Origin of the sequence: Gordonia effusa NBRC 100432 (genome assembly GCF_000241305.1) — a bacterium.
Lineage (GTDB): Bacteria > Actinomycetota > Actinomycetes > Mycobacteriales > Mycobacteriaceae > Gordonia > Gordonia effusa.
Genome location: NZ_BAEH01000044.1, coordinates 1 through 15,527, shown reverse-complemented (window position 1 = coordinate 15,527; position 15,527 = coordinate 1). Strand labels below are relative to the sequence as shown.

The 15,527-nt window shown below is 62.5% G+C and carries 15 protein-coding genes; 11 read left to right on the top strand and 4 right to left on the bottom strand.

Annotated elements, in window-relative coordinates; all coding sequences use genetic code 11:
* Positions 1 to 12: 12 nt before the first annotated feature.
* The 3 genes from GOEFS_RS07590 to GOEFS_RS07580 are packed head-to-tail and all read right to left on the bottom strand — an operon-like array spanning position 13 to position 2,932.
* Positions 13 to 762 (bottom strand): hypothetical protein, encoded by a 750-nt coding sequence (locus tag GOEFS_RS07590; protein WP_050949822.1) that lies wholly within the window; start codon positions 760 to 762, stop codon positions 13 to 15.
* Between the two features lie 47 nt (positions 763 to 809).
* Positions 810 to 1,889: a hypothetical protein gene (locus tag GOEFS_RS07585; protein ID WP_007317315.1), complete on the bottom strand. Its 1,080-nt coding sequence runs from the start codon at positions 1,887 to 1,889 to the stop codon at positions 810 to 812.
* Between the two features lie 8 nt (positions 1,890 to 1,897).
* Positions 1,898 to 2,932: a hypothetical protein gene (locus GOEFS_RS07580; RefSeq protein WP_373278187.1), complete on the bottom strand. Its 1,035-nt coding sequence runs from the start codon at positions 2,930 to 2,932 to the stop codon at positions 1,898 to 1,900.
* 306 nt (positions 2,933 to 3,238) lie between these two features.
* On the opposite strand from GOEFS_RS07580, the gene GOEFS_RS07575 reads away from it, so the two are divergent.
* Genes GOEFS_RS07575 through GOEFS_RS22385 form a run of 11 tightly spaced genes read left to right on the top strand, consistent with a single transcriptional unit; the run spans position 3,239 to position 13,880 of the window.
* Positions 3,239 to 4,096: an MlaE family ABC transporter permease gene (locus tag GOEFS_RS07575; RefSeq protein ID WP_040524726.1), complete on the top strand. Its 858-nt coding sequence runs from the start codon at positions 3,239 to 3,241 to the stop codon at positions 4,094 to 4,096.
* A 4-nt stretch (positions 4,097 to 4,100) separates the two neighbouring features.
* Positions 4,101 to 5,135 (top strand): MlaD family protein, encoded by a 1,035-nt coding sequence (locus GOEFS_RS07570; RefSeq protein WP_007317312.1) that lies wholly within the window; start codon positions 4,101 to 4,103, stop codon positions 5,133 to 5,135.
* A complete protein-coding gene (locus GOEFS_RS07565) occupies positions 5,132 to 6,148 on the top strand; it encodes an MlaD family protein (RefSeq protein WP_007317311.1) in 1,017 nt (338 codons plus the stop codon). The genes GOEFS_RS07570 and GOEFS_RS07565 overlap by 4 nt, the downstream gene beginning before the upstream one ends.
* Positions 6,136 to 7,200: an MCE family protein gene (locus tag GOEFS_RS07560; protein ID WP_007317310.1), complete on the top strand. Its 1,065-nt coding sequence runs from the start codon at positions 6,136 to 6,138 to the stop codon at positions 7,198 to 7,200. The genes GOEFS_RS07565 and GOEFS_RS07560 overlap by 13 nt, the downstream gene beginning before the upstream one ends.
* 2 nt (positions 7,201 to 7,202) lie before the next feature.
* Positions 7,203 to 8,321 (top strand): MlaD family protein, encoded by a 1,119-nt coding sequence (locus GOEFS_RS07555; protein ID WP_007317309.1) that lies wholly within the window; start codon positions 7,203 to 7,205, stop codon positions 8,319 to 8,321.
* On the top strand, positions 8,318 to 9,352 hold the full coding sequence (locus GOEFS_RS07550; protein WP_007317308.1) for an MlaD family protein: 1,035 nt from the start codon (positions 8,318 to 8,320) through the stop codon (positions 9,350 to 9,352). Before GOEFS_RS07555 ends, GOEFS_RS07550 begins: the two co-directional genes overlap by 4 nt.
* Positions 9,349 to 10,356 (top strand): MlaD family protein, encoded by a 1,008-nt coding sequence (locus GOEFS_RS07545; RefSeq protein WP_007317307.1) that lies wholly within the window; start codon positions 9,349 to 9,351, stop codon positions 10,354 to 10,356. The genes GOEFS_RS07550 and GOEFS_RS07545 overlap by 4 nt, the downstream gene beginning before the upstream one ends.
* A 50-nt stretch (positions 10,357 to 10,406) precedes the next feature.
* Positions 10,407 to 11,171 (top strand): hypothetical protein, encoded by a 765-nt coding sequence (locus GOEFS_RS07540; RefSeq protein WP_007317306.1) that lies wholly within the window; start codon positions 10,407 to 10,409, stop codon positions 11,169 to 11,171.
* A gap of 3 nt (positions 11,172 to 11,174) precedes the next feature.
* Positions 11,175 to 12,014 (top strand): MlaE family ABC transporter permease, encoded by an 840-nt coding sequence (locus tag GOEFS_RS07535; RefSeq protein WP_007317305.1) that lies wholly within the window; start codon positions 11,175 to 11,177, stop codon positions 12,012 to 12,014.
* 32 nt (positions 12,015 to 12,046) lie between these two features.
* A complete protein-coding gene (locus GOEFS_RS07530) occupies positions 12,047 to 13,387 on the top strand; it encodes a TetR/AcrR family transcriptional regulator (protein ID WP_007317304.1) in 1,341 nt (446 codons plus the stop codon).
* A gap of 55 nt (positions 13,388 to 13,442) precedes the next feature.
* Positions 13,443 to 13,880 carry a DoxX-related protein gene (locus tag GOEFS_RS22385; protein ID WP_007317303.1) on the top strand — a complete coding sequence of 146 codons (438 nt, stop codon included), beginning with the start codon at positions 13,443 to 13,445 and terminating at the stop codon, positions 13,878 to 13,880.
* 4 nt (positions 13,881 to 13,884) lie between these two features.
* Here GOEFS_RS22385 and GOEFS_RS07520 read toward each other — a convergent pair.
* The coding region (locus tag GOEFS_RS07520; protein WP_007317302.1) for a CocE/NonD family hydrolase at positions 13,885 to 15,527 on the bottom strand (1,643 nt) is incomplete at its 5' end.

Here is a 15,527-nt window from a genome sequence, read left to right as displayed (position 1 = left end):
TCCTTGTCTCAGTTACGAAGTGCTCGACGGGCCAGCGACCTCGGGGCGATAGGTGCCGGTCAGATGCCACACCCCGGTAAAACCGTTGAACGGACCGCCGACGATGAGGCTGGTCCACTCCAACGTGTAGGTCTTGGTATCGGAATCGAGTGTGCCGGTGGCCGCGGGGCCGGTACCGGCGACCGTGGTGTCTTGGCGTTCCCACTGCTTGCGAACCCAGTCCCACGCCTGTTTGGCCTCGGCGGCACCGGGCACCTGTGCGCCGGCCTTCGCGGGAGCCTTGGGTGCGCCCTGGTTGAACTCCTGGTTATTCCACGACGCAGCCCATGACACCAGCTGACCGGTCAGCTTGCCGCCAGAGTTGGTCACCGATGGCGGTGCCAGCTTGTGTTTCGTTTGGGGGTCAACGGGATTGGTCGATGTTCCGAAGTACACGCCGAAGAACTTGGTCGGCTTCATAATTGACCCGGCAAGCGAATCGCCGTTACGGAAGGCGGGTGTGGGCTCGGACTGGTAGCCGCCGAGCCGCACGCCCCGCTCGCTGCCCGGTTCGAGCAGGGTGACGCTACCGCCGTCGACGGGTGAATCACCGTTGGGCATATACGGTCCCGCCTCTGCGGTGCCGCCAGGTTGGACCATCTTGAACCACGAACCGCTCAACTTGCCGTCGGCGAATTTGCCCGGACTCAGTTCCAGTAGGCCGGTCAGTTCGCCGTCGGCGACCTGGGCCGGCGACGAACACGACGTCAGGCCGATAGTCATCAAAGCGGCGCATAGCGCCACACAGTAGGTGCGTCGAATCGAAATACTCACGTGGATAGGACCTTTCGCGGTGAAGCGGGAGAGATGGCAGCGGCGCCGAACGCGAGGCCGATCAGCCCGGCCGCGAGAAGCAACCAGGGCAGAGCGGCGAAAGAGCCGAAACCTAGTGAACGCGTACGGTTGTCGAGCGCGGCGACCCCGTCGAAGTTCTTGATATTGTCGTTCATCACACCAATCAACCCGGCGAAATCCGACGACATCGGTTGCCATCGCTGATTGAGTCCGCTGACTTGTGCAACCGCGGCAGCGGGCGCCGTGGATGAGGCGCGGACCGCGGGGAGGTACTTGCTGTCGATATCGCCGACCGCCCCGACGAGGACAACAAAGTAGCCCTGCACCTCGCGGACTTTCTCGGTGGTCATGATGGGTCCCAACGACTTCAGAAGTGGCCCACCGGAATTCGCGTTCGATACCAAGCCGGTGAGAAATGGCGAGGCGCCAAGGACGACGGCGACGGCGATGATTGCGGCGCCAACTCGCCGAGTGCCCGACCGTCGACCGCGTCGCAGACCCCAGATTCCCAACCCAATAAAGACCAGGCCTGCCCCGACCGGAATGAACGGCACGCCCGCGATCGATCTGATCGCTGCAAGGTTGTCGTAATCGCCTCTTGCGGAGTCGATTTGGTCGATCATCGACGACATATCGGCATGGATCGCCGGATACTGTTCGACAAACTTGTGCAGCTGCGTGTAATCAGCGCTATCGATTCGCGTCGATCTGTCAATCGTGACGACACCGCCGCGTACCGATTCCAGTGTGGCCAGATCGGACCGGAACTGTTGCAGTGTAGTGGATTTGGTATACGGAGCGAAGTCCGTGATCATCGCCTGGGCCTGCGCGGCCGGATAGAAGAATCCCCCGACGATGGGTGCCAGTACCAGTACGAGTCCCAAGGCGATCGACGCGATGAACGGCCAGCGTCGTCGGTGAGTGGAACTCTTTGGAGCGCGTACCGGCTCCGCGGTGTTCTCGGTGGTTGCTTGGGCCGGTCCGTCGCCCGCCGGTCCTTGATCCGCCGATGTGCCTGGGTAACTGGATAATTCGATGCTGCGGTCGATGCTCATCGGTCTCCTCAGTCGGAGCCGCGGCGTCGGGAGAATAGCCGGTCGGCGTTGGTCAGCAATGCCGCTGCCAACGCGGTGATCACCACCAGAACCGGGAGCAGCCAGCGCGGCTGTCCGCTGGCGGCCGGCACGTCGAGCGACTGCACCGTCGTCTGCGGATTGCCGGCCACCTGGGTCACCGTCGCGTTGGGATTGGCCACCGGCTGCGCGCCGGGTGTCGCCTGCGGGGCGGCGCCGGGCGCGGCGGTCTGTCCCGGCGCTGGAGTGGGCCCCGACGTCGCGGCCGGATTAGCCGGTGCCGCAGCGGAATTCAGGCCAGTGCCGCGGAAGGTGCCGGTCAAATGCCAGAGACCGGTGAAATTATTGAACGGGCCGCCGACGATCTGTGAGGTCCATTCCAGCACGAAGGCGCCGCTGGATGGATCAATCGTGCCGCGCACCGGAGTGGTCTTGCCGGGCAGACCGCCGCCAGGTTTGGGGGCGCCCTGGTTGAAGACCTGCCGGTTCCACGTGACACCAAAACTGGATAGGTCGCCAGAGAGTGCGGTGCCGTTGGCATAGATCTGTGGCCGGGACGTACCCCGGCTGGTCTGCGGATCGGTCGGGTTGGTCGCGGTCGCGAATCCGACGCCGTAGAACTTGACTGGACGGGTCACACTGCCGGATATGGCGTTCCCCGAGCCGTCGAAGGCATTCGACGGCTGCGGTTGGTAATTGCCGCTGGTTAGTCCGCCGGCGGTTCCGGGGGCCAGCGGGGTGACCGTCTTGTCCGAGCAGGTCGAATCACTGTTGGACAGGAACGGACCGCTCGTGTTGCCGGCCGGGAGGATCATCCGGAAGAAGGAGCCGGTTACCGACCCTCCCGAGCAGACGCCGGACTGCAAGGCGAACGATCCTTGCAACGCCGACGGGGCAGCGGCCGCGGGGGTCGCGGCGAATAGTGCCGGCGCGGCAATGATGCCGAGAACCGCGGTCAATCGGGCTAGCCGACGACGAGGTCGGGTGGGGATGGACTTCACAGGAGGCTCCAAATCACGGCGCATCGATGGTTTGAAATGCGCATTCGGTATCACAAGCTAGCCGGTGGGCGCCTGGGCGGGAGGTTTAGAACCTTGGTGATTTTGGAGCCGGTCAAGGCAAGCGAAGATAAGCCGAATTGATCGTCAGTCCAACTGTTCGATGCGAACGGTTTCGCCCGATCACTCGGTCGGTCGTGATCAATACCTAGCTGTTGAACTGCATATATGGATTTATCCGGACGGCTATTTGACGATTTTTACTCGTGTGGTCTGTCACTCGTGTACGTTCGCTGAGACGTAGATCACTGCGGATGACGAACAGGGATGTGGATGGGAAGTCCAGCGGCGTATCGCCCTCGCGGGCTTGGATGGCTCTACCGTGGTGCCGACGGGGCGGAAACTGTGCTGGCCGACATCGGTCATCTCGTCTCATTTGTCTATTACGCGTTGCGTTACGCGCCATCGGCGCTGTGGAGATTTCGCGCCCAAACCGTCCGCACCGTCACCGACCTAGCGTGGGGTCGCGGTGCCATCATCGTCGGTGGTGGCACCGCGCTGGTCATGGCCGTACTTGGCCTGGCCGCGGGGGCGACGGTTGCGATCGTGGCGCATGGCACGCTGAACATGTTGGGGCTGGGGTCGGTCGCCGGATCGGTGTCCTCGTTCGCGATAACCCGCGAGTTCGCGCCGTTGCTGGCCGCGCTCGGATTCGCCGTCCAAGCTGGTTGCCGGATGACGGCGGAGATCGGGTCCATGCGGATCAGTGAAGAGATTGACGCGCTGGAAGTGGTCGGCGTGCATTCGATCGCGTTCGTGGTGTCCACGAGGGTGATCGCCGGCGTCATCACGATCATTCCGACCTTCTTGGTCGCTGTTATCGCCAGCTATCTCAGCAGCTCGCTGGTAGTGCGGATGCGCGGCGAATCGCCTGGCGCGTATGCGCACTATTTCAACCAGTTCGTCAATTTTCCCGACCTGGCACTCGCGACGTTGAAGGTCACCGTCTTTGTGGTCGCGGTGATCGTTATCCATTGCTACAAGGGCTATTTCGCCGCTGGTGGTCCGGAGGGTGTTGGCGTCGCATCGGGCCGTGCCATCCGGGCGAGCCTGGTCGCGATCGTCGCTCTTGACCTCGTCCTCACCGTCGTCTTCTGGGGGGTCAACTCGCCCTTCACATTCCGAGGATGAACTGATGCCAGATTTTCGAGCTCCCGGCATGTCCGCGCCACGTCGAGTATTCGCGCGTCGCGCGGCGTTCTTTCTCGCCGCCTCGTGCGTGGTACTGCTAGCGGCAATTCTGGTGCTAAAGGTGTTGCCCGACAACAAGACCGTGGTCACCATGCATACCGACACGTTGGCCGGCGGCATCGTCAACGGTGCCGCGGTGATGCTCAATGGTGCTGAAGTGGGCACCGTTACCGAGCTCGTCAAGGTCGCACCGGGCAAGTACGAGATCACTCTCGCGATCGATGACGGGTTCCTCAAGACGCCGGGGCTGCTGAGCAGCGCGACCCAGGTCACCTATGCCCCGAAGAATCTTTTCGGCATCGCCGCGGTGGTACTGAAGTCACAGCCCGGCGGCGAGCCGATCGCCAACGGAGACGACTTCTACCCGGACGAGCCGGTCGATGCCACGTTAACCACGTTGCTGCGCAACCTCAATGACCTACAGACCGATGCCTTCGACCCATACATGGGTGACATCCTCCGGTCAGCCAACCAGGCGACGATGGGACTGCTGCCGATCATCGGTGTCCTCGGCAAACTCGCTACCGACATCGCGGACACTCAAAAGATTCCGACGGCGAAATCCTTACCGCAGTTCAAGGAGCTGATCGCGCGGCTGCGCGACACCACCGGCGTGGTGCTCCCATCGCTGATGAGCCTGGTCCACTGGGATGCGCCGCAGCGGCCCGGCTACGTCGAGAAGCAGTACAACGGACTCAGCTATGTCAGTACCACCACGATGGACGACGTCGGAAATCTATTGTCCAACAAAGAACTTGGCGGACTCCTTGTGGTCGCGCCGACCGGAGTTCAGCTCGTCGACCGCATTCTGAAGACCTTCCCGGAGGCCCGTAAGAATGGCATTCAGATCGCCACGTTGATCGACCGCATCAATGCCGCGCTGCGCCCGGGGCCGCAAGGGCCGGTAATGACGGTTGACGTGGTGCTCGCTGGCATTCCCGGCGTCGCCGCCGCGCTCGGGATCCGGGGTGCTCGATGAAGTCTCCGGTACGTTCGTTCGTCTACCTGCTTGTGTTCGCGCTCGTCGCGGTCGGCGGTGGACTGTTCATCGCCAATGGCGTCTCGCGGCCGATCGCTGGCCAAACCGAAACCTACACAGCCGAATTCACCAATGTGTCGGGGCTCCGCGTAGGCAACGACGTCCGAACCCTCGGTACCCGAGTCGGCAAAGTCACCGATGTCGAACTATCGTCGGACGACACGACGGCACTGGTTACTTTCACACTCGTCCGCGACCAGCATGTGTACGGTGACTCGAAGCTCGCGATCCGCTACTTGAATCTCACCGGTATCCGGTACCTGGACCTGCAACAACGATCCGGCCAGGGCACGCCGCGCTCGCCCGGCGAGCCGATCGGGCTGGAGTCGACGACGCCCTCCTATGACATCACGACGGTATTCCACGGTCTCGCACCGGTTTTCGCGGTGATGGATCCCGCCGACATCAACCATTTCTCGGAAAGCCTGCTGGCCCTGATTCAAGGTGACGGAACCGGCTTCGGGGAAGTGCTCGACTCCCTAACCCGGGTCCTGCAATTCGTGGACGACCGGTCGGCGCTGGTCAATACGCTCGTCTACAACCTGTCCAAAGTCTCGGGGGCGCTCGGTGGCCGGGCCGGATATGTCGGCCAGTTGATCGCATTCATGAAGGAATTCGGCGCCGCCGTCGCGAAAGCGATTCCGTCCGTTCGCGAGTACGCCGACTCGACCGGCAACGTGATCATCGCCATCGATCGCCTGTTCGCGGCAATGGGGTTGCGGCCCAACAACACTCCCGACGCCAACGCGGTGGTCCGTCAGGCGCTGCCGATCGCGCGCAGTGTGATCGGAGTCCTCTCGCTCACGCCGGGTTTGTTGAACGCTCTCAACAATGTGCTACCTGCGAGCGGTCCGGCGTCGACGCCGCTGACCTGCTCCAAGGGTCGCGCACAGCTGCCCGCGAGTGTCGCCATCTTCCTCCGCGGATCGCAGGTGACGTTGTGCAAGAAGTGAACTCGAACCCGCTATCGAAGCTCGCGGCGTTACCCGGGCGAGTGCTGGCACGTATTGTCGACAAGCCGGCGCTCAGCAACGCGCAGCGTGTTCGCGGTGAGGTCAGGTGGGGTATCGCCGCGGTAATCCTGGCGGCGGTGATCGGATTGGCGGCCGTCGGGATATATGCACTCACGCCGGGGCAATACCGGATTACCGCTCAGTTCGCCGAGGCCGGCCAGATCCGGGTCGGCGACAATGTGCGTGTCGCGGGGATCCCGGTGGGTGCCGTCCAGAAGGTGACCCTCGCCGACGACCACGTCGATGTCGAGATGTCGGTCAGCAACGACGTACGCATCGGCTCCGAGTCCAGGGCAGACGTGAAGATGTTGACCATCGTCGGCGGCTCGTTTGTCGATATCACTTCGAGCGGTGATACCCCATTGGGCGACAAGGTAATTCCGGTCGACCAGACCTCCATTCCGTACTCACTCATGGAGACTTTCCAGATCGCCCAGCCTAAACTCGCACGTATCGACGCGACTCCGCTGCGTAAAGTCCTGGTCGAGATGCAGACCGGGCTGTCGGACAATCCCGGTGCGCTGCGTCGTGATCTGACCACGATGTCGTCGATGCTGCGCAACGTCAATGAACGCCAGGACGAGTTCGGCGCGCTGCTGCGGCTGGCATCGGACTACACCAGCGAACTGAATGTCAATGGCGACGTGGTGACGGCAGTGATCCGGAATCTCAGCGCCTTTATCTCCGAACTGGAAGCGGTCGGCGTACGCGCGGCGTACGGCGTAGGTGCACTGGCCGGGATGCTCGAACGCGTAAAGGGGCTGGCTCTCGAATATGCGAACGATATCGATCCGCTTGTCCGGCAAGTTGATTCGATTGGGCGCGAGTTTGGGCCGGCGTTGCGCCGCTATACCCCGATGATCGAATCGGGACGAGCGCTGATTAAACGTCTCGAAGGCATGGTCGGTCCGGATGGCAGCATCAAGATCAGCTCCGCACCGCTGGTCTTGTCGTCGAATATCTGTGTGCCATTGCCGGGAATGGGGTGTTGAGCGTGCTGAGTAGAGTCCTCGGATCCAAATGGCTGATCACCAGCGCGGTGCTGGCCCTGGCGATTTCGGCGGTAACCATAGGTGCGTTCGGCGGCAAGATCGTCAAATCCGCCACCACCTATTGCGCTGAAATGAGCGATGCGGTCGGCATGTTCGAAGGTAACCCGGTGACCGAGCGGGGCGTATCGATCGGCGAAGTAACCAAAGTCGAGACGGTTGGCGATCACGCGATCATCACCTTCAGTGTCAACGATGGCAGGAAGATTCCGGCGGATGTCAAGGCGGCCACCGTCTCGCCGTCGATTATCGCCGTCCGCCAGCTAGCGTTGCTGGAGGGCAACCGGCAGGGGCCGGCGCTCGTCGAGGGCGCCTGCATCGCCCGGGACAACACCAGCACGCCCGTGTCGATCAGCAAGGCGCTGGAAAGCGTATCGAAACTGGGGCAGGAGTTGACATCTGGCGGCGGCGTCGACCAGATGGTGAAGGTTTTCGGCAGCATTCGCACGGTGAATACCGAACTGGCCGGCACCGGGCCGCTACTCAGTTCGATCATCAAACAGCTAGCTGTCCCGGGACGTACGCCGATCAACGGTGCGCTGGCCGACTTGGCGACGGTCATCGACAACACCAGCGGCCTAACGAAAGGACTGGCCGGCAACCTGCCGATGATGCGGAAGTTCGTCGAGTCGATCAACCCGGCCTTCGTTTCGGCTGTTGGAATACCGTTGCTGGACAACATCAGCCGGGTGGTGCTTGCACTGCCGGAGACGGTGAATATCGCAGCCGACATGCTCTCGCGCTATCAACATTTCGCGTGGCCAACGCTCGACGTCGTGGTGCCGGTCGCCCGCCTGATCGGCGCCGGGATGCGCAACTTCGGCGACTTACTGGGCATTGTGCCGGTACTGATTCGCGCCTTCAACATATCCTTCGATCAGCAGTCCCTCGGCGTACGAATCTCGTACACGCCGCCGAAAACCGCTGTCCCAGCGAAGAATCCGGCGTTGACCTGCGCCAATGTCAACAGAATCTTCCCCGGACAGTGCCGGGTAATCGATCCGGGACATCTTGAGGTCGACGCGTTGCGCCTCGCGCTGCTACTGACGGGGGTGGCTCGATGAGCGGTTCGCGAAATCGACTGGTAGAGATGCTGATCGGGCTTATCGTCGTGACGAGTCTGAGCGGTTGTTCGGCGGCTTTCTCGCCCGAACGGCTACCGACCGCGGCCGGTATGCGCGATGGCTGGACCATGTATATCCGATTCGGCACGGTCATGAATCTGCCGAATCAGTCCAAGGTTGTGGTCGACGGTATCGATGCGGGTGTGGTATCGGATATCCGGCCTGATCGGGACGCGGCCGTCGCGAAGCTAACGATCAATTCCGGCGTGGTGGTCGGCGCGAAGGCCATTGCGGAGCTGAGGCAGGACACGCTGCTCGGCGATACCTATGTGTCGCTGGCCAACCCGTCCGACGCCTACTCGCATCCGCTCGCGTCGGATGCGACCCTCGGCCCCGGGCAGGTCAAAGCGCCGGTGCAGATTGAGGATCTATTCGTCAGCTTGTCCAACTTCCTGGGCGGAGGCGCGTTGCCCGAACTGGGAAATTCGTTTGCCAAGGTCAATGCGCAGTTCCCCGACGACCCAGCCGAAGTGCGAAGGCTCACAGCGACTTTCACCGAGACGCTGACCGCCTGGGGTGACAATATCGGCGATCTCAACGTCACCCTGCAACAGCTCACCGAGATGACGTCGACGCTGGCCAAATACTCGTCGACCCTGAGTTTCGCTCTGAGTCCGCCCGGCATGACGCAAGTGAAGGGCCTGACCGATCCGCGACTGTTGGGCGATCTGGTAGTCGGATTGTCGCGTGGCCTGCGTCCGATGGTGCCGGCGATCCCGCTGCTGAAGTCGCTGACCCGGTTGATCGACAGTGTCGTCATTCCGTATCTGGTTCCCGGCTGGCCGCAGTACGCGGGGCAAGACTCCAACGCGACGCGACTGGTGGATCTGTTGACCAACAAGGTGATTCCGTATCTGAAGAATATTCCCGCGGTGAATATCCGGAGCGTCGCGATCGAAGGTGGCGTCAGCGACCGACAGTTGGCCGATCGGCTGGTCAAAGTGTTCCGAACGATGGGAATGGTGCGATGACGACATCACGGGTCGCACGCGAATTCTCTCTCAACGTAGTGGTTTTCGCCGCGGTCATCATCCTTGGCGGCGTCTATTTGGCGGTCAACGTGTATGAGTGGCGCCCGGGAACCAAGTATCACTCGGTGACCATGTCGATGACCGACACCGACTTGGTCTCCACCGGTACCGGGGTCTTTGTCAACGGAATGAAGGTCGGGGAGGTCTCGGCGGTCGAGTTGGAGACGACCGGTGCGCGCCTGACACTGAAATATCCAGCTAGTCAACAGATTCCGGCCGACACCTCGGTCGAGGTCGGAATGCAGTCTGCGCTGGGCGAACCGTATGTGAATTTCGTTCCCAAGACCTCGAGCGGCCCCTTTCTCGCCGACGGTGCGGTCATCTCCGCCGACCGGATCGGCGAGCCGGAATCAATCCCGGGCATCTTCGAGATGATCTCGGATCTGTCGAGTGTCACCGCGGCAGATCCGCTTTCCGGGGTGTTGAAGACGGTTGCGCAGGCACTTGCCGGCACCGACGAAGCACTCGGGCGGATCAGCGACGGGAGTCGACTCATCGCCGGTGTGTTGATGTCCCGGTCGGTACAACTGCGTTCGATGTTCGCCAATACACAGGTCTATACGGGCGATATCCAATGGTTGGTCAATGCGCTGCCGGGGTTCAGCAGCGCGCTGGACACGATCTTTGTGCGCTACCTCGGCACGCTGCACGCGTTGGAATCTACCTTCGCCAAATCCGATCTCCACCAGAAGTTCAGCGAGGTCATCGACCCATTCATCGTGAAACTGAACGGATATCTGACCGACGTCATCCCCAACGTCGTCGACGCCATTGGGCCGATGATGCCGATCGCGACGGCACTCAACGAGACCCTGCCGCAGATCGACGTAAGCGAATTGCTCTCACGTGCGCTGCAGATGATGGGATCGGGTGATAGCGCGCGATTTGTGATCAAACCCTCTGCATCCAATCCCACTGCATCCAATCCTTCTGCACCCAAATGACTTTCGCATCCAACTGACTTTCGCACCCACAGACCTATGGAAGGAAACACATGATTGATCTCGATAAGCCGGTATCGCAGGACGAGGCCGATGTTGACGAGGCGGACCGCGTCGAGGCAGACCGCGGTGACACCGATGTCGTTGATGAGGACCCGGCTCCGGTCAAGGAGCGGACCGCGCCGAAACCTAAACGGCAACTTACGGTTTCGCTCAGTGGACTACTGACCGGCGTGGTCGGGGCAGTCGTCGTCGCGGTATTGGTCGTGGGGTTGGTGGTCTTCGCGGTCCGGGACTTCTCCGCCCGCGACGATCTGGATGCGCTGCGCGCCGATGCCGCCGCACGCGCGCACGCCGAGACTATTGCCGGCCAGTACGCGGTAACGGCGGCGACACTCGACTATCGCGATCTCACCCCGTGGATCGCGAATATGAAGAAGGGCGTCAGCGACGACTTGCGTAAGCAGTACGACGTGATCGGGCAGGCGATGGAGCAGGTACTCACTCCGCTGCGCATGCAGACAACGGCCGATTTGGTGGTGGCCAAAACCATTGCGGTGAACGGAAATATGTACCGCGTTCAGGCAGTGGTTGATGTGAACACCAAGACCGTCCAGACGCCGAATGGCGGCTCGACGACCGCCGTGTACGCGGTCACCCTCGATAAGGGGCGTGACTGGATGATTACTTCGGTCGGTGACCCGACGTCGGCGATCGGAAATCTCAATCCCGGGGGTAACGCCAATACCGGTGGCAACCAAGCCAATCCGGCACCGAGCACCGCGCCGTCGCCGACGACTCCCGCCGCGGGAGGCTAGCCGATGACCACCCTGACTGCGGGCGGGCTGAACAATCGCGAGATCCTGCTGAACAATTTGCGGGATAACGCGGTAGGCCCGGTGCGTACTCTCGGGCGAACTTTCGCGCTCGCGGTCACCGCTGTCGCACAGATGGCTATCGATGTTCTCCGCGGCCGGTTGAAGGTCAAAGAGACCGTGGTGCAAGCCTGGTACATGGTGAGCGTTACCGCGCTTCCGGCGTTCCTGATGGCAATCCCGTTCGGCGTGATCGTGACCATTCAGATCGGCAACGTGATCAATCAGCTTGGCGCGCAGTCACTTCTGGGTGCCGGTAGCGGCTTCGCGGTGATCCAGCAGGCCGCTCCGTTGGCGTCGGGGATGTTGCTCGGCGGTGCCGGGGCGTCGGCGATCGCAGCCGACCTGGGTGCGCGCACGGTGCGCGAGGAAATCGACGCCATGCGCACGATGGGGATCGATCCGGTGCAGCGGCTGGTGGTGCCGCGCATCATCGCCTCGGTGATCGTCGCGCCCCTGTTGGCGCTGTTCATTATCGGCGTCGGCGTGATCGCGGCGTTCTACCTGGCGATTACCCTGCAGGGTGTCGGTCCGGGCAGTTATTGGCAGTCATTCGGTGCGTTCGCCTCGATTCGCGATATCTGGCTGGCGATGTTCAAGGCGGTAGTGTTCGGATTTATGATCGCCGTTATCGGTTGTCAGCGGGGACTGGAAGCGCGTGGTGGTCCGCGAGGTGTGGCCGACGGAGTAAATGCGACCGTGGTGGTGTCGACGGTGGCGATCATCGGAGTGAATCTGGTGATGACCCTGGTCTATTCGGTATTCTTCCCACTGCAATTGGGGTGAGGACACAACTTTCGAGAGGTGGTCGCAGGACTGTGGCGCAGGCGTCGGGGAGCTATACAAAACCGCCACGGGGTCGTGGCCGTCCGCCGGTACAGGGACTCTGGGACCGGCGGCGCGAGGAGATCGTCACTGCCGCAGTCGAAGTCATGTCGTCGGTGGGGTATGAAGACGCGTCAATGGCCCAAATCGCGCGGGCAGCCGGGATTGGCTCGGCGACCATCTACCGATATGTCGGCAGCAAACGTGAGCTGCTTGACGATGTTTTCGAATCGGTGACCAGGCAGGTGGTAGCCGCCTTGCTGCCAGCGGAGTCGTCTGATGATTCGACCGACCTCGACATCATCGACCAGGCCAGCACAGTCGGCGGCCGGCTGTATGACCTGATCGAATCGGACCTGGCGCTCGTGAAACTGCTCGCCGTTCAGGCCAGTGCCGTCGACAAGGCGTTGCAGGAGCGAGTGTTACGAATCAACGCGCTGATCAATGCGCAGATTTCGGCGTCGCTCGGCCGGGTTACGAACGATGGTAACCAGGCGCGGTCGCAGGCCGAACGCGGCCTATCCGCGAGATTGATCGTAGGGCTTGGTCTGCCGGGAGCGGTCGTCACAGTTCGGGGGACATCGACTCCGCGCCATCGACGAGGATATGTGCGCTCGATGAAATCGATTGCCCTGCAAGGAATGTTCGCCTCTGACGTACAGGTGCCGTCGGTTGTCCTGGCCCGGCTGTCGGGTCGATTGGCCGATTCGGGCATCGCCGCCGCCGTCGAAGCGCATACGCGGCCCGAATCGCGACGTTCGGAACTTCTCGACGCGGCACTGGAATGCTTTGCGGCACAGAGCTATCGGGAGACCGGCGCCTCGGCGATCGCGGAACGTGCCGGGGTCAGTCATGGGACGTTCTACAACTATTTCGACAACCGGCGCGAGGTCGTCGACGAACTGGTCGCTCGTGAGACGCGAAACCTCATGGCACTGGTCGAGTTTCAGCGGCCTCGCCCGCGAACGGCCGTCGAGTTCCAAATCGGACTCGCCGCGATCGTGCGGCGGCTCGCGGGTTACGCCGCCAAACATCGTGCGGCGTTGGAGTTCGTCATCCTGGGGGCGCCGGGCGTTGACGACCGCGCGTTGAACGGATTGCTCGCACTGTGGGAGCAGTTGTTATGGCTATGCGAGGGGTATGTGCGGTCGGGGGTTGCCGACGGCTATCTGCGCGACGACGTCGAAGTGGTCTTTCTTGCCGAAGCATTGCTCTCGGTGCTGTACACGTCGATTACTGCGACCGTGGTCCGGCCGGTGGCCTCGGCCGATATCGACACACAAGTGACGACAACTGTGGCGTTTGCATGTCATGGTTTGCGGTCACATGGTTAGTGTGGAGCTAACCACGGCGCCACGGCGCCAACTTCATTGACGAAAGGCTTGAGATATGTCCTTATTGTCCATTCGCCGGCGCAATATTCCGGTTCCCGCGGCAGAGGCGCCGGTCGTAGTCGAGACGCCGGAGCCGGAGCAGGGACGCGGAATTGAAGGCTGGACCCGTATCGGTGGCGCCGGCCTGGTGGGTGCCGGTGCACTGCATTTCGCCGTGCCGAAACTCTTTGTGCCGCTCACACGCGTCGCGTTCCCCGAGCAGACTGAACGTTTTGTCACCGTCAACGGCACGCTGGAGACGTTGATCGGTACGGCACTGCTCTCGGCGCGCACGCGTCTGTTCGGCTACATCGCCCTGGCGGTGTACCTGTTCTACTTGGTCTTCAATGTGAAGACCACGCGCGAAGAGGCCGAGGCCGCTCGGTACGCGCCGCCGAATGTCGTGCCGAGCGTGGTGCCCAAGCCGGTGACCGACTCGGCTGCCTCTGCATAGCGACTTACGCCAGGGGCGCGGTCGCCAGCAGCGTCAGGTAGCTCGGTCGATCGGGATCGAGGACCAAGCGCTGGTGGCGGCCGCGAGCTTTAATCAGATCGGGGACCACCGTCAGATAACGGGGGGCGCTCGTCGCGTAGACGTCGACCCGCAGGCGGTGGCCAGCTTCGATGACGGCATCGGTGGGGACCAGGTCGACATCGATTTCGACCGGCAGGTCCGCGGGTACCGGCAGCTTCGCCTCCCGCGTCAGATAGTGATAGGCCGTCAGTAGAACGCCGTTGTCGTCGTAGGTCGATTTTGTCTCGTCGATCGCACGATTCGATACCGTGAGCGCGCCGTTGGTCAGGACGGTCGAGCGGCCGTCGGGGGCCACGTCGTTGACGGTGACCGCCCAGAGTCCTTCATGGCCGCTGGTCTCGACGTTGAGGTGCAGATTCATCGAGCCGCTGATCGACACGGCCTCGGGTAGCGGTGCGGTGCTGAACGTGAGGCCGCCGCGTTCTTGTGAGCGGGCATCGACGCTGAACGATTTGCCAAGCGCGATGGTGGCACCCGCGGTGACCTGGGAGGTGTCGCGGGAGGGGAAACTATGCCGGTTGGGGCGGACGCTGTGCGATGAGAATCGTTGCGTCGCAGCGAGATCCAGCGTTCCATCGAAATGGGCATGTGGCGCCGAGGTTGACGTGGCCGAGGTGAGGAACACCTGCTGTGTGCTCACGCCGGGGCGCGGGAAACTCTCGCCCGAGGTCCACGAACCGCCCTGCTGCATCATTGTCACCGGGCCGTAGTGCTCGACGCCGTTGTCGGTGTCTTTGAGCCAGCGGTCGAACCAGGCGCGCTCGAGGACGTCGAGGCGCGGCGGGGCGAACTTGCCGTCGAAGCCGGAGCCGACGTCGAGGTGATAGCCGTCGCCGACGATCATCTGTTTGCGGCCGGGAGCCACTTTGAGTCGGTTGTAGACGTTGGTGGCGCTGTGTCCGAAGAGGTCGTGCCATGCGCCGACGGTGAACGTCGGGACGTCGATCTGATCGACCTTGGGATCGCGCTCGTCGAAATACGGATCGTCGAAGATGCGCTCGTCGCGTGCGGTGAGGAATCCCCAAGCGAGAGAAGGTAATTCGGTTGCGGGCGACTTGATGCGGTCACGTAGCCACCGGGCGGTGTCGCCGCGGACCAGGTCGCGAACCGGCGTCGCGGGATTGGGCACCCACTTGAGCAGGTTGACCGCGGAGAGCCAGACCGGGATGAATGCCGACGGCATACCGCCGGTGATGTAGATGTCGCGGACGATATCGTCGCAGCCTTCGATGGCGAACACCGCGCCGAGGGCGGGGGGCCGTTTGTCGGCGGCTTGCAGTGAGTTGATCGCCGAGTAGGACCAGCCGGCCAGGCCGACTTTGCCGTTCGACCAGGCCTGCGTGGCGGCCCAGTCGATGACCTCAACGGAGTCTTCTTGTTCGCGGGTGCCCAGAAGCTGCCATTTGCCCTGGGAGGCGCCGGTGCCCCGGACGTCGACGATGACCTGGACATAGCCGCTGCGCACAAGGTTGCGGTTGATGCCGAAGACGTCGAGGGCGCCGCCGGCGACCGTCCTGGTCAGTTGGGTGAGGCCTTCGAGCGCGGTTCCGGTGCCGTCGATCGCGG

Coding starts and splice junctions, on each gene's coding strand:
- GOEFS_RS07590 (WP_050949822.1), bottom strand. CDS start 762: ATGACTATCGGCCTGACGTCGTGTTCGTCGCCGGCCCAGGTCGCCGAC.
- GOEFS_RS07585 (WP_007317315.1), bottom strand. CDS start 1,889: ATGAGCATCGACCGCAGCATCGAATTATCCAGTTACCCAGGCACATCG.
- GOEFS_RS07580 (WP_373278187.1), bottom strand. CDS start 2,932: ATGCGCCGTGATTTGGAGCCTCCTGTGAAGTCCATCCCCACCCGACCT.
- GOEFS_RS07575 (WP_040524726.1), top strand. CDS start 3,239: ATGGGAAGTCCAGCGGCGTATCGCCCTCGCGGGCTTGGATGGCTCTAC.
- GOEFS_RS07570 (WP_007317312.1), top strand. CDS start 4,101: ATGCCAGATTTTCGAGCTCCCGGCATGTCCGCGCCACGTCGAGTATTC.
- GOEFS_RS07565 (WP_007317311.1), top strand. CDS start 5,132: ATGAAGTCTCCGGTACGTTCGTTCGTCTACCTGCTTGTGTTCGCGCTC.
- GOEFS_RS07550 (WP_007317308.1), top strand. CDS start 8,318: ATGAGCGGTTCGCGAAATCGACTGGTAGAGATGCTGATCGGGCTTATC.
- GOEFS_RS07545 (WP_007317307.1), top strand. CDS start 9,349: ATGACGACATCACGGGTCGCACGCGAATTCTCTCTCAACGTAGTGGTT.
- GOEFS_RS07540 (WP_007317306.1), top strand. CDS start 10,407: ATGATTGATCTCGATAAGCCGGTATCGCAGGACGAGGCCGATGTTGAC.
- GOEFS_RS07535 (WP_007317305.1), top strand. CDS start 11,175: ATGACCACCCTGACTGCGGGCGGGCTGAACAATCGCGAGATCCTGCTG.
- GOEFS_RS22385 (WP_007317303.1), top strand. CDS start 13,443: ATGTCCTTATTGTCCATTCGCCGGCGCAATATTCCGGTTCCCGCGGCA.